General features: G+C 56.1%; 18 protein-coding genes and 3 pseudogenes. 5 read left to right on the top strand and 16 right to left on the bottom strand.

Annotation, left to right across the window (positions count from 1 at the left end):
• Positions 1 to 23 precede the first annotated feature (23 nt).
• The 6 genes and pseudogenes from ACWWJF_RS11595 to ACWWJF_RS11570 form a co-directional block, all read right to left on the bottom strand.
• Entirely contained in the window at positions 24 to 287 is a 264-nt protein-coding gene (locus tag ACWWJF_RS11595) for a metal-sensitive transcriptional regulator (protein WP_455869518.1), read from the bottom strand.
• Positions 288 to 351: 64 nt separating this feature from the next.
• Positions 352 to 567, bottom strand: a complete 216-nt coding sequence (locus ACWWJF_RS11590) for a heavy-metal-associated domain-containing protein (protein WP_455869517.1) — start codon at positions 565 to 567, stop codon at positions 352 to 354.
• Between the two features lie 39 nt (positions 568 to 606).
• Positions 607 to 2,178: pseudogene (gene tnpC / locus ACWWJF_RS11585) on the bottom strand (IS66 family transposase).
• A gap of 19 nt (positions 2,179 to 2,197) precedes the next feature.
• A complete protein-coding gene (gene tnpB / locus ACWWJF_RS11580; RefSeq protein ID WP_455868489.1) occupies positions 2,198 to 2,545 on the bottom strand; it encodes an IS66 family insertion sequence element accessory protein TnpB in 348 nt (115 codons plus the stop codon).
• A pseudogene (gene tnpA, locus ACWWJF_RS11575) lies at positions 2,542 to 2,909 on the bottom strand (IS66-like element accessory protein TnpA); the annotation flags it as partial. The gene tnpB and the pseudogene tnpA, both read right to left, overlap by 4 nt.
• Positions 2,910 to 3,418: 509 nt before the next feature.
• Positions 3,419 to 5,905, bottom strand: a complete 2,487-nt coding sequence (locus ACWWJF_RS11570; protein WP_455869516.1) for a heavy metal translocating P-type ATPase — start codon at positions 5,903 to 5,905, stop codon at positions 3,419 to 3,421.
• 280 nt (positions 5,906 to 6,185) lie between these two features.
• On the opposite strand from ACWWJF_RS11570, the gene ACWWJF_RS11565 reads away from it, so the two are divergent.
• The 3 genes from ACWWJF_RS11565 (at position 6,186) to ACWWJF_RS11555 (ending at position 8,991) form a co-directional block, all read left to right on the top strand.
• Positions 6,186 to 6,410, top strand: a complete 225-nt coding sequence (locus ACWWJF_RS11565; RefSeq protein ID WP_455869515.1) for a hypothetical protein — start codon at positions 6,186 to 6,188, stop codon at positions 6,408 to 6,410.
• A 34-nt stretch (positions 6,411 to 6,444) separates the two neighbouring features.
• A complete protein-coding gene (locus tag ACWWJF_RS11560) occupies positions 6,445 to 6,885 on the top strand; it encodes a hypothetical protein (RefSeq protein WP_455869514.1) in 441 nt (146 codons plus the stop codon).
• A gap of 1,362 nt (positions 6,886 to 8,247) precedes the next feature.
• Positions 8,248 to 8,991, top strand: coding sequence for a DUF3142 domain-containing protein (locus ACWWJF_RS11555; protein WP_455871047.1), 744 nt, complete (start codon positions 8,248 to 8,250; stop codon positions 8,989 to 8,991).
• Positions 8,992 to 8,998: 7 nt separating this feature from the next.
• Here the strand turns inward: ACWWJF_RS11555 and ACWWJF_RS11550 are convergent, their stop codons facing one another.
• The gene (locus tag ACWWJF_RS11550) at positions 8,999 to 9,433 is read right to left on the bottom strand and encodes a tRNA (cytidine(34)-2'-O)-methyltransferase (RefSeq protein ID WP_455871046.1); all 435 of its coding nucleotides are present in this window, start codon (positions 9,431 to 9,433) and stop codon (positions 8,999 to 9,001) included.
• A gap of 166 nt (positions 9,434 to 9,599) precedes the next feature.
• Here ACWWJF_RS11550 and ACWWJF_RS11545 point away from each other — a divergent pair, with 166 nt between their 5' ends.
• Positions 9,600 to 9,875, top strand: coding sequence for a hypothetical protein (locus ACWWJF_RS11545; protein WP_455869513.1), 276 nt, complete (start codon positions 9,600 to 9,602; stop codon positions 9,873 to 9,875).
• A gap of 4 nt (positions 9,876 to 9,879) precedes the next feature.
• Here the strand turns inward: ACWWJF_RS11545 and ACWWJF_RS11540 are convergent, their stop codons facing one another.
• The 8 genes and pseudogenes from ACWWJF_RS11540 to ACWWJF_RS11505 all read right to left on the bottom strand — a co-directional run bounded on the left by ACWWJF_RS11540 (position 9,880) and on the right by ACWWJF_RS11505 (position 18,572).
• Complete coding sequence (locus tag ACWWJF_RS11540; RefSeq protein WP_455871045.1) at positions 9,880 to 10,836, bottom strand: AEC family transporter; 957 nt, start codon at positions 10,834 to 10,836, stop codon at positions 9,880 to 9,882.
• A gap of 175 nt (positions 10,837 to 11,011) precedes the next feature.
• The gene (gene ugpQ, locus ACWWJF_RS11535) at positions 11,012 to 11,758 is read right to left on the bottom strand and encodes a glycerophosphodiester phosphodiesterase (RefSeq protein WP_455869512.1); all 747 of its coding nucleotides are present in this window, start codon (positions 11,756 to 11,758) and stop codon (positions 11,012 to 11,014) included.
• Complete coding sequence (locus ACWWJF_RS11530; protein WP_455869511.1) at positions 11,758 to 12,831, bottom strand: sn-glycerol-3-phosphate import ATP-binding protein UgpC; 1,074 nt, start codon at positions 12,829 to 12,831, stop codon at positions 11,758 to 11,760. Before ACWWJF_RS11530 ends, ugpQ begins: the two co-directional genes overlap by 1 nt.
• Before the next feature lie 6 nt (positions 12,832 to 12,837).
• A pseudogene (ugpE, locus tag ACWWJF_RS11525) lies at positions 12,838 to 13,683 on the bottom strand (sn-glycerol-3-phosphate ABC transporter permease UgpE).
• 11 nt (positions 13,684 to 13,694) lie between these two features.
• Complete coding sequence (gene ugpA, locus ACWWJF_RS11520) at positions 13,695 to 14,576, bottom strand: sn-glycerol-3-phosphate ABC transporter permease UgpA (RefSeq protein WP_455869510.1); 882 nt, start codon at positions 14,574 to 14,576, stop codon at positions 13,695 to 13,697.
• 96 nt (positions 14,577 to 14,672) lie between these two features.
• Positions 14,673 to 16,004, bottom strand: coding sequence for a sn-glycerol-3-phosphate ABC transporter substrate-binding protein UgpB (gene ugpB / locus ACWWJF_RS11515; RefSeq protein ID WP_455869509.1), 1,332 nt, complete (start codon positions 16,002 to 16,004; stop codon positions 14,673 to 14,675).
• 374 nt (positions 16,005 to 16,378) lie between these two features.
• Positions 16,379 to 17,547 (bottom strand): IS3 family transposase gene (locus tag ACWWJF_RS11510; protein WP_455868400.1). Its coding sequence is split into 2 segments (ribosomal slippage): positions 16,379 to 17,292 and positions 17,292 to 17,547, totalling 1,170 coding nucleotides; the frame shifts between segments, so codons are not numbered across the junction.
• 333 nt (positions 17,548 to 17,880) lie between these two features.
• Positions 17,881 to 18,572 (bottom strand): IS1 family transposase gene (locus tag ACWWJF_RS11505; protein ID WP_455869508.1). Its coding sequence is split into 2 segments (ribosomal slippage): positions 17,881 to 18,329 and positions 18,329 to 18,572, totalling 693 coding nucleotides; the frame shifts between segments, so codons are not numbered across the junction.
• Positions 18,573 to 18,890: 318 nt separating this feature from the next.
• Between ACWWJF_RS11505 and ACWWJF_RS11500 the strand changes: the two genes are divergently transcribed.
• Positions 18,891 to 19,805 (top strand): LysR substrate-binding domain-containing protein, encoded by a 915-nt coding sequence (locus ACWWJF_RS11500; protein WP_455869507.1) that lies wholly within the window; start codon positions 18,891 to 18,893, stop codon positions 19,803 to 19,805.
• Positions 19,806 to 19,868: 63 nt separating this feature from the next.
• On the opposite strand, the gene ACWWJF_RS11495 is transcribed toward ACWWJF_RS11500, so the two are convergent.
• On the bottom strand, positions 19,869 to 21,056 hold the full coding sequence (locus ACWWJF_RS11495; RefSeq protein ID WP_455869506.1) for an aminotransferase-like domain-containing protein: 1,188 nt from the start codon (positions 21,054 to 21,056) through the stop codon (positions 19,869 to 19,871).
• Between the last annotated feature and the right edge of the window lie 36 nt (positions 21,057 to 21,092).

Here is a 21,092-nt window from a genome sequence, read left to right as displayed (position 1 = left end):
GTACGGCGCGTTGCGCCGCCCCGCTAGCGCATACGCTGAATCACTTGCAGCAGTTCCGCGATTGCTGCTTCCCCACCATCGTCCAATACCGCCTTACACACGCAGCCGTTGGTGTGATCGGCCAGCAATTGATTGGCAACAGCATTAAGCGCAGAACGCGCCGCAGAAATCTGATTGAGGATATCAACGCAATAACGGTCTTGTTCGATCATCTGACCGATGCCGTTAACCTGACCGTTAATTCGGTTGAGCCGGTTCAGCAGCGCTTTTTTACGCGGCTGAACCACACGGCGAACATCCGATTCATAGGCTGAACTGGCCGCTTCAGTGGCAGCGGCACAAAACTCGCACTTACGACGCGGCGACGTCAAAGCCGAGTCCTTCGACAGTGTCGCGGAAGACGTCTGGGTTGGCTTTTTCTGTCTCATTGTACTCCACGTTTACCAGACCGGTTTCCAGCGTGACCTGCACACCCTGAACCCCATTAAGCGCTTCCAGCGCGTTCTTGACCTTACTGGTGCAGCCGACGCAGGACATACCTTGGACGTTGATTGTAACATAGGACATAAAATACTCGTAAGCGTCACATCCAGACCGTATTGACGCTTATGCAGATTCGAGATCGACTTTCCATGGCAGCAGATCGCGGACCCGGTTTACCGGCCAGTCCTGGATATGGTCAATGACGTAACGCAGCCACGCCTCCGGCTCCACTCCGTTAAGCCGGCAGGTGCCGATCAGCTAGTACAGAACAGCTGCTCTCTCCCCGCCCGCATCTGAACCGGCGAACAGCAAGTTCTTCCGGCCCAGGGCAACACCACGCAGCGCGTTCTCCGCGATGTTATTGTCTATTTCCGCCCAGCCGTTGCTGCAATAGAGGCTCATCGCGTCCCTTTGTTTCAGCAGGTACGCGAACGCCTTCGCTGTGTCCGAGTGACGCGACAGCACCTTCATCTGCGCCTGTATCCAGTCGTACAGCGACTGCATCAGCGGGAGGGTTTTCTCTTTCCGGACCGCCAGCCGTTCGTCTGCCGGACTGCCGCGTATCTCCGCCTCAATGGCGTACAGTTCCCCGATACGTTTCAGCGCTTCGGTGGTGATGCCGGTCGGGGTACGGACGTGAACGTCGTGGATTTTTCGCCGCGCGTGCGCCATGCAGGCCGCTTCTGTGATGCGCCCGTCTTCGTACAGCGCATTATAGCCACCGTAGGCATCCGCCTGCAGGATGCCGCTGTACCCGGCAATGTGTTGCTGCGGATGAACACCCTTCCGGTCCGCCGAGTACGCGAACCAGACCGCCGGCGGAAGCTGTGAACCCGCGTTGCGGTCATCCCGCACGTACACCCACAGCCGGGCCGTGCGCGTTTTGCCGCTGCCCGGCTCCTGCACCGGCACAGGGATATCGTCGGTGTGCACCTTGCCCGGCATCAGGACGTACTGCCGCAGCAGGTCATACAGCGGCTCCAGCAGTTCGCTCACCGCACCGGACCAGCGCCCCTGCGTGGCCCGGCTCAGCTCCACGCCCTGGCGGCGGTATATCTCAGACTGACGATAGTGTGGCGTGTGCTCTGCGAACTTCGCCGTAACGATGCGCGCCAGCAGGCCGGGGCCGGCGTAGCTGCGCTCGATGGGCTTTGACGGCATCGGCGACTGAACGATGTGGTCACAGCTGCAGCAGGCCAGTTTTGGCCGCTGCGTTTCGATAACCTTAAAGGCGCTGCTGATAAGCTCCAGCTGCTCCGACACGTCGCAGCCCAGCGGGCTGAGGTTGCCGCCACACGCCGGGCAGGCGGTTTCGGCCGGCGGCAGCGTACGGGTTTCGCGCGGGAGTGAGGCAGGAAGCGGTTTACGGGCGGAAGACTGGCGCAGCGGCTGAGGCAACTCCGGGGCATGCTGCTCACCCAGCACTTCCGCCATCTCCTCCTGCAGGGCGCTGATGCGCTCTTCAGCTTCCCGCACCTGGCGCTGCGTTTTCTCCCGCAGTTTTTCGGAGCTTTTGCCGAACTGCATGCGCTGCAGCCTGGCAACCAGCGCCTTCAGACGGTTAAGTTCACTGGCGTACGCCGCCACCCGCTGTGAGAGGAGACGGTTATACTCCGCCATCTGGCGGATTGTGTGCTGCTGCGTGTCCAGCAGCGCCCGGAGCCGGGCATTTTCATCGGAGAGTGAGCGCACCATGCGCTTACTTTACTTCAGCTCAGATGCGCAGGCCAGGGCGTTCCGTCCGCTGCGGATGCTTCCAGTTGATGCCTTCCCGCAGCATCGCCAGCTGCGCCGGCGTCAGATGGACTTTACCATCACGGGTCACCGGCCAGACGAACCGCCCGCGCTCCAGGCGTTTGATGAACAGGCACAGACCGTCCCGGTCCGCCCACAGCACCTTGATCATATCGCCGCGCCGGCCCCGGAAGATAAAAAGGTGGCCGCCGAACGTGTTAGCACGAAGCGTGTTCTGCACCTTCGAGGACAACCCTTTGAAGCCGTTACGCATGTCGGTCACGCCGGCGACCAGCCAGATACGTGCGCCCGCAGGAAGAGAGATCATCGCTGACCGCCCTTCATTTCGCGGATGAGCATCTGCAACAGCTCCGGCGTCAGTGTCCCCCGGATACGCAGTGTGCCAGCGGGCAGAACCAGTTCGCAGCAGGGAGGCTCTTCAGTTGAGGGAACCGGCAGTCCCCCGCCCCGGGTCTGTCGCTCGTGGTGAGCGTGACGGGGAGCAGCGCCGGCATGCCGGCCGATGCGCCCAGCAGCCCCTGCTGATAAAGGCGACGCCAGTTGAACAGCAGGTTGTCATTGATGTCATTTTCGCGGGCAAGCTGTGCCACGCTGACGCCGGGCTGCATCGACTGTTCCACCAGGGAGATTTTGAAGTCCTGCGGGAAGTTGGGCCGGCGCGGCCGCTTACGGGCAACAGTGATTTCTGCAGGCGCCGGCGTGACGGAGAGAGTGGAGGATTGTCGGGACGACGGTCGGTAAAGTCGTTTATTCAGATTTCTGGCGTTGATTGTGTTCGGCAGAGGCCAGGAAAGACCAGCCTGCCGGAAGCGAACATTGAGCCTCGTGTCACCAAAATTTACCCCTTCCAGTTCTTGGTGTGCCCAGCCATCTGAATCCCGTGTCATTTTTCAGCGCCGTAAATGGCGATAGTACACGTCGGTTTCACTTCATTTACAACCCCACCGGCTGCCTATTTCAGCCCGCTAACCCTTGGCATATAAGGCGTTGCGGACTTGTGTATAACGAGGTGGCCTCAAGGAGCTATGTCCGGTGTTTCACGCGATAGTGTCCATTAAAAATGATGGACACTATTTTCCCGGAACCGGAGTCTGCGGGACAGACGGCCTAATTGAGACGCTTACAAATAATCTCCATTTCACATTGTGTGACACCGGGCGGAGCCGGAAGGCACAGAATATCAGTCGCGCCGGGTCGGTTTCCAATGACGTAACAGCAGTGAATTGCTCAGCACGGAAATCGAACTGAGCGCCATGGCACTCCCGGCAATAACCGGATTCAGTAACGACAACGCCGCCAGCGGAATGCCCAGCACGTTGTAGAAAAACGCAAAAAACAGATTCTGTTTCACCTTACCGAGCGTCGCGCGCGACAGGCTGATGGCATCCAGCAGGCTATCAAGGTGGTTACGCATCAGCACCACGTCCGCCGTATCCAGCGCAATGTCCGAGCCCGCGCCAATGGCGAAGCCTACATCCGCCGCTGCTAATGCAGGCGCATCATTGATACCGTCGCCCACCATACCCACACAGCGTCCATTGGCCTGAAGGCGCTGTATCTCCGCCGCTTTGTGCTCCGGCAACACCTGAGCCACCACGTTGGTGATCCCCACCTGTTTGGCAATCACCGCCGCCGCACGAGGATTATCCCCCGTCAGCATCATGACCTCGATCCCCTGATTTTGCAGGTCGGCGATTGCGGTACGTGCATCGTCGCGCACCTTATCTGCCAGCGCAATGTACCCCAATAGAAGGTCAGCGCGGGCCACGGCAATCACCGTTTTTCCCTGGGCTTCCAGTTTGGCAATCTGCGCCTGATCGAGCACGATATCATTTTCAGCCAGAAAACGCGGTGACCCCAACAACCAGTTTTCACCGGCAACCTCGCCTTTTAACCCCCGGCCAATCACCGCCTGAAACGCACTCACCTCGACGGCTTCCACACCGGCTTCCCGCGCATGCTGCACCAGCGCTTGCCCGAGGGGATGCTCAGAATGCTGTTCGAGAGAAAGTGCAACGCGCAGCAGTTCAGCATCTGCCACCGCAGCTTCTGGCAGTACGTCACTGACCGAAGGCTTACCTTCCGTGATGGTGCCTGTCTTATCCAGTACCAGTACCTGCAAGCGCTGCACTTGCTCTAAGGCATTGGCATTGCGGAACAAGATACCGGCACGCGCCCCTTGCCCAGTACCCACCATGATCGCCGTCGGCGTCGTTAACCCCAGCGCACAGGGGCAGGCAATCACCAGCACCGCTACCGCACTCACCAGGCTGGAGGCCAAATCCCCGCTGATAAACCAGTGTGTCAGCCAGGTGAGCAGTGCGATCGCCACCACCACCGGCACAAACACCGACGAGATTTTATCTGCCAACCGCTGCACTGCGGCTTTTGAGCCCTGTGCGTCTTCGACCATACGAATGATACGCGCCAGCGCCGTATTGCTTCCCACTCCGGTGGCTTTGACACGCAGCATGCCGCTTTGGTTAAGCGTCGCGCCAAACACCTCGGCACCCACCGCTTTCACCACCGGTACACTCTCACCAGTGAGCATTGATTCATTGACCTCCGAGAGGCCATCGAGAATGACGCCGTCAACAGGAATACTCTCGCCGGGACGCACCACAAAGATATCGCCGCTGTGCAGGCTGGTTACATCGCGATCTTCAATTTCACCGTCCACTTCCACATGTGCGATGGGCGGTTGCAGGTTTAGCAAACCTTCAATGGCGGCACCGGTTTTGGTTTTCGCTCTGCTTTCCAGCAGCTTGCCCAGCAGTACCAGCGTAATGATCGCGGCACTGGCTTCAAAATAGAGATGACCGTGCGGCGTGGTCAGCAACGTGAACAGACTGAACAAATAGGCCACGCTGGTCCCTAGCGTGACCAGCACGTCCATGTTGGAGGTGCCGCTGCGTAATGCACTCCAGGCACGGCGGTAGAAATGGCGTCCGCTCCAGAACTGCACCGGCGTTGCCAGCAGTGCTTGCAGCCAACCGGGCAGCAGATGCCCGCTGCCGAAAAACATCCCGACCATTTCCGCCATCAGCGGCACCGTGAGCACGGCCGCAATCAGAAATTCCCGGCGTTCACGCTGCCACGCGCGTTCGCGTCGTGCACGTTCTTCGCCACGCTGACCGCCCTCGACGGCATGGGCTTGAAAACCACCCAGCTCAATCGCACGCACCATCTGTTCCGGGCTAACCACGCCGGGGCGATAGCGAACACTGGCTCGGCTGCTGGCAAACATTACCGTCGCATGTACATCCGGTAGAGCTTCAAGTGCCGCCTGAATACGTTCGGCACAGCGTTCGCTGCTCATGCCGGAAAGTTCCAACGTCAGAGTCTGTTCAACAACGTCAAAGCCGACTTTATGTATCGCCGTGACCACATCCTGCACCGTGCTGCTTTCCCCTTGCAGCCGAACACGCGCACGCTCGCTGGCGAAATTGACATTGGCTTCCACCCCCGGCAAGCGGTTTAACACGCGCGCAAGACGCACAGCACAGGCCGCGCAGGACATGCCGCTGATTGGAAGGTGCAATGAGAGAGGATCGCTTGCATTAGTCATTTCGTTGTTATCCTTAGACTTTCCGTTAAAAGGCGTCGATATATGCCTTGTCGGTGAGGGGATAACACTTCCCCTGATTTCGCTAACAATATACCCCATACGGGTATATTGTTAGCGAAATAGTGCTAAACATGTTTATACCCTAAATAATTCTAGTTGCAGGAGGGCGGCACGTTCAGTCGCATCACGTCAGCGGGCAGATGCAAACAATCACGGTCAACATAAGCCTGCCGTGACTCGAATTTCAGTCATCTGCCTGTTGTGTTTTGCTGCTCCTTCAGTAGAGTGAGCGTTATTTTCCACTATTTATCAGGGCAGTCAGTTTGAGCAAAGCGTGGTGAGACCGCTTTGTTCCTTGTCCGTCAAACAGGAAGTGATAATGAAAGGTGTTTCCTTATTGGCTGGCGCACTTGCACTTCTTTTCAGCGGCCAGGCGTTGAGTTCAGGTGATGACGTATGCGGATTTTCCGATGCCGAATGCGGCATTGCGGCCCTGCCTTATCTGGAGCCCAATAATGACACCCGCGTCAATCTGATCCTGCTGCAAAGCAGCCGCCATCATTTGGCCCTTCCACTGCCACAGCCATTGCCCGATCAGACATGAACCCGCGTGAATCCGTTTTACTGCTTATCGCGTCATGGGGCTGACGGCCAGTGAGACCAGCGAGGACGACACATCGGCGGACAGTGCGAATCAACCCTCGCCGCTGGTCGCCAAAGCTAAACAGCTAAACCTTCCTCCCGAGGTGCAAGCGCAGATGGATACGCTGGCGCCGGAGGAAAATAAAGGGCGTCATATCTCCAACGATACCAGCGCAGTAGAAGCCTTTTTTGATGTGCTGCTGGCAGATACCCAACTCACCGAACCGCAGCGCATCCAGTTGGCACAAGCTCGCATCAACATGCTCTCCTCCGCCACCACGTTAGCCACCATGACCCGCGATTTCGCGACGCTGCCTGCGGACGGCCATGCAGGAGAGCTCAAACAGTATTTGATTAACGCGGTGGCCTTTTATCAGGGCCTGTTTGAACAGGCCAACAGTGGTTTTCAGTCGCTAACCACGGCCAACAAGCCGTAGGTGGCCGAAACCGCGCGCTACATGTTGATTCGCGTGTCGCTGAATCAGGCGATGGAAAATGCGCTGGATGAATACAACATGTTCAATTTCGATAAGGCGGACAAGGAACAGGGACGACGGGCAGTCGAACGTATTGACGCCTATCTGCAAGCCTACCCGAAAGGCCGCTATGCCGATTCTGCCCATGGGCTTTATCGGCGCGCCTACTGGGTAATCGGCGATGAAAATGCCTTGTCGGCACGCTATCAGCGTGTGATTGCCGCGGAAAAAGATCTGGATGCGTTGCAGACCATCAATAACGAAATCGACAATAAGCTGCTGGAAAGCAGCAGTTTTATTCAGACACCAGATGCGCCGTTGCTGATGCTGGTGCAAGATCTGAAACGGCTGCGCAGTGACAAAGGCTGGATGCAGTGGCCCGCGTTATCAGAAGCTGAACTGATCGCCCAGCAGGCGATGTTTGACGATGCCGGTATGCAGCAGCAGTATCGCTATCTGCACGCCGCCTTCCACTATTATCAGCAGCGGGATGCGGTGGCCACGCTGGCGTTGATTCCGGAAGAAACGGGCAAAGATCTGACGGACACCACCGACTTCAGCCTCCAGGTACTGCGCGGTTTGGCGCTAGAGGCCGAACACGGCTGGCAGGCGGCAGAAACGCTGGTCAAAGCAGGCCACCCTGAGGCTATTTTTGCGCCTGACAGCCCGGTCAAAAATTTGCGTTTCCGCTCTGCGGTGCTGAAAAGTGCTGCCAATGCCGACCTGCTGCGCCAACAAACCGGCGAACAACAAACCCATGAAGAACGCGCCGTGGCACTGCACACGCTGCTGACCCAATCGCTGGTACACCGTGACTATGCGGCCTATCTCAAAGACAGCGAGCTGTTGCGCACCATCGCGCCATTAAAAAGCGCAGAAAACGCCAGTTGGAATATGGAAGACCTCACCGCCTTCACCTGGGATGGCAGCGATACCGAAGAGGGGTATCAATGCCCGGTGCTGACCACGGTGGTATCCACGTTAAATAAACGGCCGAATGACGCTCACGCCACCAATTGTCTGGGGGAGTTCTTTTTCCGTACCGGCAATGAGGTCGGATTCGATTGGGGTGAGAGCAATCAGCTGGAAGCGTTAACCAACACACCCAGCCAATTCAACGGGAAAGCCTATTCCCGGTTGGATGCTTATCTGAAAAGTGATTACCGATCCGCAGGCGCCGCCGGAAGACAAAAGCTACGCACTTTATCGCGCTATCTACTGCTATGCGCCCAGCGGCATGAACGATTGCGGCACACAAGAGATCAGCAAGGCAACGCGCAAAGCCTGGTTTACCCAGTTGAAAACCGAATTCAAAGGCAGCCAATGGGCCACGCAGCTCAAATATTATTGGTAGTCACCTGCGTTCTGTTCACGAACGTCGCCCATGCTGAACGCGTCAACGCCGCCCATTACCAGGATTTTTGGTTATGGGCGGCCGTCAAACCGCAGCCGGTGCTACATCAGGCACACACGCTCTACCTGCATCAGGGTGAAATCGCACGCCGTCAGGGGAAAACCGTGTTTTTACGTCAAGGGTTACCGGCTAGCGCGCTGCGGGTAGACAACCTGTGGCTCTCCTACCGTATTACCATGTTGGATCTTTCGGATAAACATCTGAACCGTATGCTGAAAGCACAGGCACGCTGGCGCGCATTGGGTAACCAGGTGAAGGGTATCCAGATCGATTTTGATGCCCGCAGCTATCAGTTGGCTCGCTACGTGAAATTTCTACAAACCCTACGCCAGCGTTTGCCCGCCGATACACAGCTCAGCGTCACCGGGCTGTTGGACTGTGCTAAAACCGGGGATGTCGGCACGCTTAATCGGCTGGGCGGCGTTATCGATGAGTTGGTGGTACAGACTTATCAGGGCCGCTCGACGGTAACACGCTATGCGGAATATCTGCCCGCCCTGATGAAACTGCAAATTCCCTTCCGTCTCGGCCTGGTACAGCACGGGCAATGGGACGAACGCTGGCAGCGTCGATTGGCCGCCTCAGCGTATTACCGTGGCAACGTAGTGTTTCTCGTCAATCCGCCGCCAGAAAGAGCCGTGTTCAGTAAATAGAGGCGCGTTAGCTGCCGCCGCCAAATCCGTTTTGCCGCCACGCTCCGTAGCTGATGATGGCAACCGCATTCGAGAGGTTGAGACTACGATTATTCGACTGCATGGGAATGCGAATACGCTGTTCCGGCGTAAAACCGTTACGAATCGCATCCGGTAATCCGGCAGTTTCCGAACCGAACAGCAGTACATCCCCCGGCTGATAGTCCGGTTGATCGTAAGGACGGCTGCCTTTGGTGGTACAGGCAAAAATGCGCTGACCGGCTACGGCAGCCAGAAAATCCTGATAATTTTTATGGCGGCTGACATTCGCCAGATCGTGATAATCCAGCCCGGCGCGGCGCACCTTTTTCTCATCCAGATCGAAGCCCATCGGTTCAATCAGATGCAATTTGCAGCCATTATTGGCAACCAGACGGATGATATTACCGGTGTTCGGGGCAATTTGTGGCTAATAGAGCGCAATATGAAACATGAGAATAGGTCAACAAAAGCGTTTTCAGGCCGCCAGTATATAACACGCCGCCCCTGCCCCCGAAGCAGGAATTCAGACAACATGCCCGCGACGTTTTTCGGCCAGACGCGTACACTGTATACAGGAGGTACGTATCATGACCCGTTATCTGATTCCGATATTTTGTCTGGCCTTGGTGTCGCTGGGCACGCAGGCAAATACGCAAAGGCTCACCACCCAGCAACAACAACTTGAAAACGGTATTCCCAGCCAGCAGCGCCTGCAACAACAAATGCAGCAGAACCAGCAATTGCAGCAACAGCGGTTGAATCAGGACATTCAGCGCCGTAGCGAGCAACAACAACAAGAGTTGCGGCGTCAGCTCCAGCAAAATCAGCAGCGGACGCAGCAGCAAAACCAGCCCCGTTACTGATCCGCTACAGACTCACCCCCATCAGCGCCAGAATCAACGGCGTGGTCAGTGCCGCCAGCGCTGTCGATAACAGCAGGCTGGCGGCAATGGGGCCGTCCAGCACCTTAAACTGCCGCGACATCAGGTAGAGGTTAACCCCTACCGCCATTGAGCCCAACAGAACCACCACGCGGGTTTCCATTTCCGGCAGCCCAAGCATCACCGCCAGCCCCCAGATCACCAAAGGCTGCACCAGCAGTTTAAGCACGCACACCACCGCGCTGATTTGCCAGCCATCACGTACCCGGTATTCTGCCAGCCCCATACCGAGTGAAATCAGCGAAAGCGGAACTGCCGCCTGTGACAGCATCCCTACCGGTTGATCGATAAAATCCGGCAGGGAGAATCCGGTCAGGCTGAACAGCGTGCCGGATAAGATCCCGATAATCAGCGGGTTTTTCAGCACTCCGACCGCCGTTTTGCCAAATCCTTGCAGCGACAGCGCGCCGTTGCGCGCCCACTCTACCGACACGGTGACCAGCGTCCACAAAATCAGGCCATTAAACACCAACACCAGCGCCACAGAAGGCGCCGCCTCTTCGCCAAGAATTGTAGTCGCCAGCGGCAACCCCAGCATAACGTTGTTGGAAAAGATACCGCTCAGCGCGAATACCGAGCCGGAGACGCCGTCCAAATCAAACACCTTGCGGGCAACGATACGGCCAATCACGAACACGATCAGGCAACTGCCGAAAAACGCGATCAGCAATCGGGCATCCACCGAGGGTCGTTTGGAGAAATCACTCATCATGCGGAACAGCATGGCAGGCAGGGCGACAGAGAAGACAAAGCGGCTGACGCCATCGGTGAACGCGGTAGGCCATTTGGCAAACCGGATCAGTCTGTAGCCAAGAATAATCAATACAAACAGCGGTAGTGAAATCACCACCTGGTGCCAAAAGGAGAGTACAAAGGGGGGCATAGGGTAATCCTTCAATGCCTCACTCAGCAGCGCCAGATAGCCTGAATAATGTAAGCGCCCACTAACAAGTCCGGACACATCAGGCAATCTCGCACATACGGAAAGGCGCGCAATCACCGGCTTGTTAGACGAATTATTATTTCCCCTGAGCATCGCTCAGGGGATATGGGCGGATTTAGCCGGCGAAAAACTCCGCGCCGATTAAATATATCCGGTCTGTACAGATGCAGTCAACGCCCCAGGCTAGCAAATCACGCGCACGCGCCGGTGGGTTCACGGTATAAACCAAAATGCGTAGCCCAGACGCTTTCAGCAGCGCCACCCGTTGCGCATCCAGCAGCTCATGGTTGAGGTGAATGGAGACGCAGCCGAGATCGCGCGTCAGACGCAGCCAGTCCTCTTCCCACTCATCCAGCAACAGCCCGCGCGGTAGCGCTGGCACCGCCTGCTGTGCGGCGGCCAGCGCTTCAACGGAGAAAGAAGAGAGCAGAGGCTCAATCGGGTGATCGCGCCAAAGTTGTGCCGCCGCCTGCGCGACCATGCGACCGGTGAGGGTTTCTTGCCCGGTAGTAGGTTTGATCTCGATATTGGCCGCTAAGCCGTACTGCTTGCAACGCGATGCCACTTCGGATAACAGAGGTAAGCGCTCACCAACAAATTGCGTGTTGTACCACCCACCCGCGTCCAACCCCACCAGCTTATCCCAAGGCAAATCGCCCGCCACGCCCCAGCCGTTCGTGGTTCTCTCCAACGTATCATCATGCAGCAAAAAGATTTCGCCATCCTGAGAGAGCTTGGCATCAAACTCGATCATTTTATGCCCGTGCTGCGCCCCCACATCAATGGCGGCCAGCGTATTCTCCGGTGCCAATGCGCCGCCGCGATGGGCGACAATTGCCTGATAAGGCCACTGTTTTTCCATTATTCCACCCGCAATCCGCTTTCAGTATCAAAGAAATGCCACGCCTGCGCTGGCAGAGTCAGCCACAAGGTGTCGCCGCGCGCCGGGCACTGTTCGTGGGAAAGGCGCACCATTACCCGCTGTTCCCCCCATGCACCGTGCGCCAGGTTATCCGCGCCCAGCAGCTCAAGGGTGGTCAGCAATAGCGGTATGCCACCCGCCTCACGCGTGGTCAACTGAATATGCTCCGGTCTGACGCCCAACGTCAATGCCCGACCGCCCCATGCGGGTTTTGCCACCGGTAACGGCAAGACAAACTCCGCGCTGAACATAAACTGTGTGCCGTCATCGCTGATGCGCCCGGCCCACAGATTCATGGCAGGGGAGCCGATGAAACTGGCGACGAACAGCGAGGCAGGACGGCGATAAATTTCCGTCGGCGGCCCAATCTGTTCGGCAATCCCTTTGTTCATCACAATCACGCGCTCTGCCAGCGTCATGGCTTCCACCTGATCGTGCGTGACATACAGGCTGGTGGTGCGTAACCGCTGATGCAGTTGCTGGAGCTCAAGACGCATCTGCACAAGCAGTTTAGCATCCAGGTTGGAGAGCGGTTCATCGAACAAAAATACCGCGGGCTCGCGCACGATAGCACGGCCCATGGCGACACGCTGACGCTGCCCGCCGGAAAGCTCGCGCGGTTTACGCTGCAACAGCGGCAGAAGTTCGAGAATACGCGCAGCATCTTCAACACGCTGGCGGATTTGCGCTTTACCAAAGCCGCGGATTTTCAGTCCATACGCCATGTTGTCATAGACGCTCATGTGCGGGTACAGCGCATAGTTCTGGAACACCATGGCGATACCACGATCTTTCGGTTCCCGTTCGGTCACCCGCTCGCCATCGATATAAATATCCCCGCTGGTAGTGCGTTCCAATCCGGCCACCATGCGCAGCAGGGTAGATTTACCACAGCCAGAAGGCCCCACCATCACCACAAACTCACCGTCCGCCACATCCAGATCGATGGGCTGAATTACCTGTGTTTTACCGTCATAGGATTTGGTGACGGCCTGAAGTTTTAAACCTGCCATATCGTCTTATTTCTCACTATCCACCAGACCACGCACAAACCAGCGCTGCATCAACAGCACCACCAACAGCGGCAACAACAACGTCATCAACATCGCCGCCATCACGTGGTTCCACTGGGTGGCGACATCGCCAGAGGCGATCATGTTTTTCAACCCAGCCACCGCGGTGCCAAGGTTGACGTCGTTGACGATCAGCAGCGGCCAGAGATACTGGTTCCAGCCGTAAATAAAGGTAATCACAAACAGCGCCGCCAGATTGGTACGCGAGAGCGGCAACACCATATCGAAAAAGAAACGCATCGGGCTGGCACCATCAATGCGCGCAGCCTCCATCAGTTCATCCGGCAGCGTCATAAAAAACTGCCGAAACAGAAAGGTGGCGGTAGCCGAGGCCATCAGCGGCAGCGTCAAACCGGTCATTCTGTCCGTCATGTTCAAATGGGCAATCACTTCCACCGTCGGGAAGATACGCACTTCCACGGGCAGCATCAGCGTCAAAAAAATCATCCAGAAGAACAGCGAGCGACACGGGAAACGAAAGTAGACAATGGCGTAAGCAGAGAGAATGGAGACGGTAATTTTGCCGAAGGTAATGGCTAACGCCATCACGGCGCTATTGAATAGCATCTTGCAGAACGGCGCGTTGTTCTAACCGGCACCGTGGTGCCAGACATACACCAGGTTATCTCACAGTTGGGTACCGGGGAGCAGCGTCATCGGCGTTTGAAACACCGCCTGATTGTCCAGCGTTGCAGCCACCACGGCGACATAGAGCGGAAACAGAATGGCGAGTACGCCGACTATCAGCATCAAATGGCTGAAGATATCCAGCCCGCGACGATTTTCGATCATCGGTGCGCCCCTTAGTAATTGACCTTGCGTTCCACAAAGTGGAACTGAAGGACTGTCAAGCCGACCACCAGCAGCATCAACACCACCAACTGCGCCGCAGAGCTGGAAAGATCCAGACCGGCAAACCCTTCACGGTAAATTTTGAAGATCAGGGTGGTCGTAGCCTGCATCGGCCCGCCCGCCGTGGCGGCATCGATAATGGGAAAGGTGTCGAAAAAGGCATAAACCAGATTGACTACCAGCAGGAAGAAGCTAACCGGAGAAATCAGCGGCAGCACCAAATTGAAGAAACGGCGCACCGGACCTGCACCGTCAATGGCCGCGGCCTCCACCAGAGAGCTCGGAATGGACTGCAACGCGGCCAAGAAAAACAGAAAGTTATAGCTTATCTGCTTCCAGATGGACGCCAGCACCACCAGAAACATCGCTTGGCCACTGTGGGTGGCGTGATTCCAGTCATAACCCCACAGGCTTAAGCCATACGTGATTAATCCGCCGGGGCTGAATAAAAACATCCACAGCGCGGCCGCCACCACCGGAGCCACCGCGTAAGGCAGAATAAACAGGGTTTGGTAAAGGCGGCGACAGCGCAACGCATAATCCACCAACGCCGCCAGCAGTAACGACACGCCCATGCCGCACACGGTTACCAGCGAACTGAACACCATGGTGGTATAGAACGCGTCCAGATAGTAACTGTCGCTCATCAGGTGGCGAAAGTTTTCCAGACCGACAAACTCGCTGGAGAGACCAAAGGGATCAATACGCTGCGTGGAATACAACAGTGCCTGACCAGCGGGCCAGATAAAGAAAATTACCGTGATAGCCAGTTGGGGAAACACTAACGCATAAGGTAACCAGCTACGGCCAAAGACAGGGCGGGATGAGGTCATGCCACATACTCAATCAAAGAAGGGGAAAACAAAGCGACATCTGTCGCCCTCCGTCATTCCCGAGCAGGCGGGAATGACGAGAAAGTGCCTGTAACCTTACTTAGTGTACTGCTCGAAGCGACGCAACAACACGTTACCGCGCTCAACCGCCGTATCCAACGCTTGCTGCGGCGTTTTCTTACCGGTCCAGACGCTTTCCAGCTCTTCATCCACGATGGTACGGATCTGCGGCATATTGCCTAAACGCAGCCCTTTGGTGAAAGCCAACGGCGGCTTGTTCAGCATCTGAAGCGTCGCAATGTCCGCACCGGGGTTCTTCTCATAGAAACCCTGCTGCTTGGTCAACTCATACGCGGCGGTTGTGATCGGCAGATAGCCGGTCTTCTGGTGCCATTCGGCAGCCATTTCCGGCTGCGCCAAGAACTGCATAAACTGCGCAACGCCTTTGTAAGTGGCATCGTCTTTACCGCCCATCACCCACAGGCTGGCACCGCCGATAATGGCGTTCTGCGGCGCATTCGGCACCTCAGCGTCATACGGCATCATTCCTACGCCATAGTTGAATTTGGCGTGAGCGCGGATGTTAGCCAACGAACCGGAAGATGCGGTGGTGATGGCGCAATCACCGTTGTAGAACTTCTCGGTCGACTCATCCTTGCGGCCGTAGTAAGTGAAGTCCCCTTTCTTGTTCATGTCCTGCAACAGTTGGATATGCTTGATTTGCTTCGGCTTGTTGAATTCCAGTACCGCATCCGTGCCGTCGAAGCCGTTATTTTTGCTGGCAATCGGCAAAGCATGCCAGGAGCTGAAGTTTTCAATCTGGATCCAACCCTGCCAGCCGCTGTCGTAGCCGCACTTCATGCCTGCCGCGCGCAGCTTGGCCGTATACTCTGCCATTTGCTGCCAGGTTTTCGGTGGCTGTTCTGGGTCCAGCCCGGCTTTTTTGAAGGCATCTTTGTTGTAGTAAAGCACCGGGGTTGAGCTGTTGAACGGCTGTGATAGCAGGTGTCCCGTTTTCGCGTCGGCATAGTAACCGGAGACGGTCGGCACAAACACGCTCTCATCAAAGTCGATGCCAGCATCTTTAAATACCTGATACACCGGTTTTATCGCCTTGCTCGCCATCATCGTGGCGGTACCCACTTCATACACCTGAAGTATGGCGGGCGCGTTACCGGTGCGGTAAGCCGCAATCCCTGCCGCCAGGCTCTGCTCATAGTTGCCTTTGTAAACCGGCACAATTTTGACATCGGGGTGCGATTGGTTAAAACGCGTTGCCAGTGAATCCACCGTTTTTCCCAGTTCGCCTTCCATCGAATGCCAGAAAGGGATCTCGGTCACTGCGTTGGCGTTAGCCTGATACGCCAACGTCAGCGCCACCAGAACTGCTGCATTACGCAGCGTCCGTGTCTTAAGCGCGTTAAACATGCCTGTCTCCTGCCATAAAGGTGAGCACCTGTGCAAAGGGGGGGGCGTTTCTTGGTCGAGGGGTAACATGGCACGGACGCATGACAGCAAGATAACCAAACGATGACACCCGCATGACACCCTGCCTGTCACGCTCGCGTAGCAGAATTACCGACAAGATTTGTGGCCCATATCGTGGTTCGGGATAAATGTTTACCAACGGGGTGCCGATACCAAAGACATCATCTGTTTTTTTACTCATTTACCGCGTGAAATCACACAGCAAACGAATAATAAAGTAAATAAACCATTGATGATGCAAGCATAAAGATAACTGTGCGTTCGCAACACCGTTCTCGTGAATGGACGCAATGAGCAATGCCAGGGTGTAGTGGTCAACTAATATTGGCCACCGCATTAGACTGTATGTAGAACAGTCGCTCAGATTCGTTTGGAGTTAAGCCGCCGTTATACCAGTGAGGCCGGATAGCGCTGTAATACCCCGTGATGTAGCGGATAATCGCGTCCTGGGCTTCGCTGAAGCTGTTGTAACCCTTTGTCGGCACCCATTCTGTCTTCAGGCTGCGGAAGAACCGCTCCATTGGCGCATTATCCCAGCAGTTACCCCGCCGACTCATACTCTGCTTTATCCGGCAGCGCCACAGGGCTTGCCGGTATTGACGGCTGGTATAGTGGCTGCCCTGGTCGCTGTGGAACATGACTCCTGTTGGTTGTCCCCGGAGTTCCCAGGCCATCTGCAACGCTTTAACTGTCAGCGCCGAGTCCGGCGAGGTCGACATGGCCCAGCCCACCGGTTTGCGGGCGAACAGGTCTAGCACCACCGCAAGGTAAGCCCAGCATTTGCCCGTCCAGATGTAGGTCACATCGCCGCACCAGACCTGATCCGGCGCGGTAACCGCGAACTGGCGGTTGAGATAGTTCGGTATTTCAACGTGTTCATTGCCGCCGCGTTTGTATTTGTGAGCCGGTCGCTGGCAGCTGGCGATACCCAGCTCCTTCATCAGCTTGCCAGCCAGCCAGCGCCCCATTTTGACACCAGAGCTGCCGGTGACGATGGTCGCGATACTTCGAGCGCCGGCAGAGCCGCCGCTGGCGTTCCAGGCTTCCATGACGCGACTACACTTAACCACGCGCTCACCGTCGGGTTCATTAGCGGAAGCCTGCCAGTGCCTGTAGCTGCTGCGATGTACCTCAAAAGTTTGGCACAACGCCGTGACCGGGTATCGCGCCCTCAGCCTGTCGACTACCGTGAACCGTTGAGTGAGTCCGACATTAAGAGCGCCGTAGCCTTTTTTAGGATTTCGTTCTCCATTTCAAGGCATTGGACTTTTTTCTTCATCTCACGCAGCTCGAGCTGTTCAGGGGTAAGAGGAAGTCCCGTTGGCGTTTTTCCCTGTCGTTCAAGGCGAAGCTTATTGACCCAGCGACTAATGGCAGAATGGCTGACATTAACCGCCTCTGCGGCCTTAACGTATGTGTAGCCGTGGTCGACAACCAGCTTTGCGGCTTCGAGCTTAAATTCCGCCGTAAAATGTTTACCCATGAGGTCACCTGTCGTGTTGATGAGGTGAGCATATCACCTCCGATCAGGTGGCCAGTATCAGTGTGCCACTACACTCCCCCTATGGCGCAAATACGGCATTACAGAAATTCGCATCCTACAGGACATCGTTTAATTAAGGGATGTTATGCGCATTATAAACACCATGAAGATAGGCATCCGATTAGACGCCGGCTTTAGCGGCGGCGTTGCCAGGGGCATTAGTCTCCTTTCTGGCTACCGGTACGCTGCGTCAGGCCCACAATGTCGCAGACCCGATTGCAAAAATCGGCGTTAACACGCAGGAACAGGAATCGGGGGTAATGACTCCAATTATTAGAACATGTGTTTTTCGATGAAGGCTCCGATGACTTTTTCGTGGATCTCGACGGAGCGCGAGAAGCAAATCGTTTTACGCGCCAGTCGTTTAATGCGGGTACGGAGCGTCAGGTTATTGCGCTCTATGCGTTGCGTGAAGATCTTGCCAGTCAGATGTTTCTGCTTCGGAACCTCTCTTGCATAGCTGCCCCAGTTGTCACTGGTAATCATGCCGATGTTGAACGGTGTCAACAGAGCCAGCAATTCACGGCAGGTCTCATCGGTTCGGGGGCCAAAAGTGTAGGCCAGAACACCGCCCGTTTTGGTATTGTAAGCGTACCAGAGCCAGTGCTGTAGCGCCTTACTGCCAACGAAGCTCCATTGCTCATCAAGTTCACAGATAAGGGCGACGTCGGCGTGAGCAACGGGAGAAGACGTTATCCTGCGGGGCGAGAGCTTTTTAAAGCCCGGATGACCGTATTGATGCCGATTTTCAACGTTCTGGCGGTATCGCGAACACCGGCACCGTTGAAGGCCATATCAACGATCTGCTCTTTGACTCCCGGCTTTCGCGCTTCATAGCGGTAGGTAAGCTGGAATACACGGCGACAGCACTGACACCGGAAGCGTTCGCGCTTAGTTGGACTAAGGCTATGTCGATAAACTTTATCTGAATGGCAGCGAGGGCAATGAACAAAAACAGTAACCACGTGGAAACCTCAAATAGCGGCAGAATATCACAAAAGCCAACTATTTGAAGGCATTACCAAATTTTGCATAATCCAGCGGCGTCACCAGGGTGGCGTTGAATTCGATGATGGCGATCAATATTCACCTATTTTTAATGTGGGAAAGCGATAAAAACAAACATTTAAGATACATGTAATCAACAATCACACTCATTTTACGCCTTATGGTTCTGTGATAGGGATCACCGCCAACAACATGAGCATTTTTTCACCGCTTGTTCAGGCTGAAAACGGCGCTATTATCTACGCGCTCGCTCTACCTACTACTGAGGGTCGCCCATGGAACTCCGCCAGTTGCGCTGCTTTATCGCGGTGGCAGACGCACTACATTTCGGCCGCGCAGCCCAGCAGCTCGATATGTTGCCCTCCGCCCTCGGACGCCATATTCGCCTGTTGGAAGAGAGCCTCAACGTGCGTCTGTTCGTACGTTCCACACGCAACGTGGCGCTTACGGCACACGGCCACAAGCTGTTGGAAGAAGGGAAGCAAATCGTGGCTGACGTGGATGCGCTGGAAGTCCACTTTCGCCGTCAGGGACGCCTTCAGGCACGCACATTGCGCATTGGGGCCATCGACAGCGCAGCGATTGCGCTAGTGCCTCATCTGCTACCCACATTTCGTCACGCCTGTCCCGACGTAGATATGCGCATTGATGAAAACAAAACCGCGCAACTGCTGCCCAAGTTAAAATCCGGCCAACTGGATATGGCATTTATCCGCCCGCTGAAAGAGAGAGATCCGCAACTCACCACCCGCTTTCTGCTCTACGAAAATGTGGTGCTCGCCATCGCCGAGCACCATCCGTTAGCGACGCGCCATAGCGTAACCATCGAGGATATCGCCACGCTGCCGCTTATCGTACCGGCACGCCGCGCACGGGCGCACAGCCACGATGTCACCATCAAGCAGTTCTATCAGGCCGGGCTTAAACCCCATATTGTGCAGCTCGTCGATGAAAAACAGACCATTCTCAGCATGGTGGCAAGCGAAGTGGGCGGAGCCATCATGCCGCGCTGGGCAGCGCGCATGGCAACCCCGCACGTGCGTTTTGTGACTATCGATCATGGCGAGGGGGCGTTTACTGCCTTACCGCTGGCGGTGGCGTGGGTAGGAAATGCGCCAGACGCAGCGCGCGATACCCTGCTGGAGATCGTCAGTCAGGAACTGCCGCATCTGATTCGGCAACTGTGCTGACGCGCGGTTTAACCTAGGAGGCAACCGCTGCCCACAGGCAGCGGTTTTGGTACACCACTCAACTTAGCGCGCGCGTTTCAGGCGAGCAACCGCCTCGTGCATCTGCTCATCCGTTGCGGTAGCAAACGAGAAACGCAGAGTGGCGTAATCAGGGCGTTCCGGGAAGAAGAACTCACCCGGCACGAACACCACACCCTGTTCCAGCGTTTTTTCCAGCCACTGTGTGGTGTTGAACGGCTCGCGGAAGCGTGCCCACAGGAACATGCCGCCTTTGGGTTTGTTGAAGGTCATCACGTCGCCCAGCTCTTGTTCAATCAGCGATCCCAGCAGTTCACCTTTATGCTTGTAGGCTTCGCGAATCTTGTCGATTTGGGTCGGCAAACGCCCCGACGCCAGATAGTATTCCGCGATGGTTTGCGACAGCGAGCTGGCATGCAAATCCGCCGCCTGCTTGATGATCGCCACTTTATGCAGCAACCACTGCGGCAGGATGGCCCAGCCGAGGCGCAGGCCCGGTGCCAGAATTTTTGAGAACGTCGAGGTGTAGATCACCGCATCGTTGTGACCCAGCATCTCTTGCCCAAGCTGGAACAGCGTCGGGTTGCGCTCGTCGGTGAAACGCAGTTCTCCGTAGGGGTCATCTTCAATAATCACAAAACCGTAGCGATCGGCGAGCGTAATCAACTGGCGACGACGCGCTTCATTCAGTACCACCCCGCTCGGATTACCAAAGTTCGGCACCAGATACACCGCTTTAATGCGCTGGGTGTGCAGCAGGGTTTCCAACTCGTCCACCACCATGCCGTCTTTGTCGGACGCGACCGACATCACGCACGCTTCCGCCAGTTCCAACGTTTGCAGTGCCGCCAGATAGGTCGGACGTTCCACCACTACTACATCATTCGGGTCAATCAGCGAGCGCATCACCAGATCCAACGCCTGCTGCGAGCCAGCCGTGACCACCATGTCGTCAGCGTGGGTTTTCACACCGCGCAGCGCGCACAGTTCAGCAATACGCACACGCAGCGTATCGCTGCCTTCCGTCAAACCATACTGAAACGCGTTTTTCGGCTGCTCGGTAATCGCACGCTGGGTCGCCTGGTTTAATCCCTCAAAATCGAACAAGGCATCTGAAGGAATTCCCCCAGCCAGAGAAATAACATGATCCATCTTGCTGTGTTTCAATAATTCCCGAATCGCCGAGCTTTTCAGTCTCGCCATACGCTGAGACAGAAATCCTTCCGTTGCCATTTTCATTCTCTTGATTCATCAGATAACACGATGGGC

The organism is Symbiopectobacterium sp. Eva_TO (genome assembly GCF_053848865.1).
Note: the sequence above shows the minus strand (reverse complement) of the source record. Positions and strands in the feature narration are given on the sequence as shown.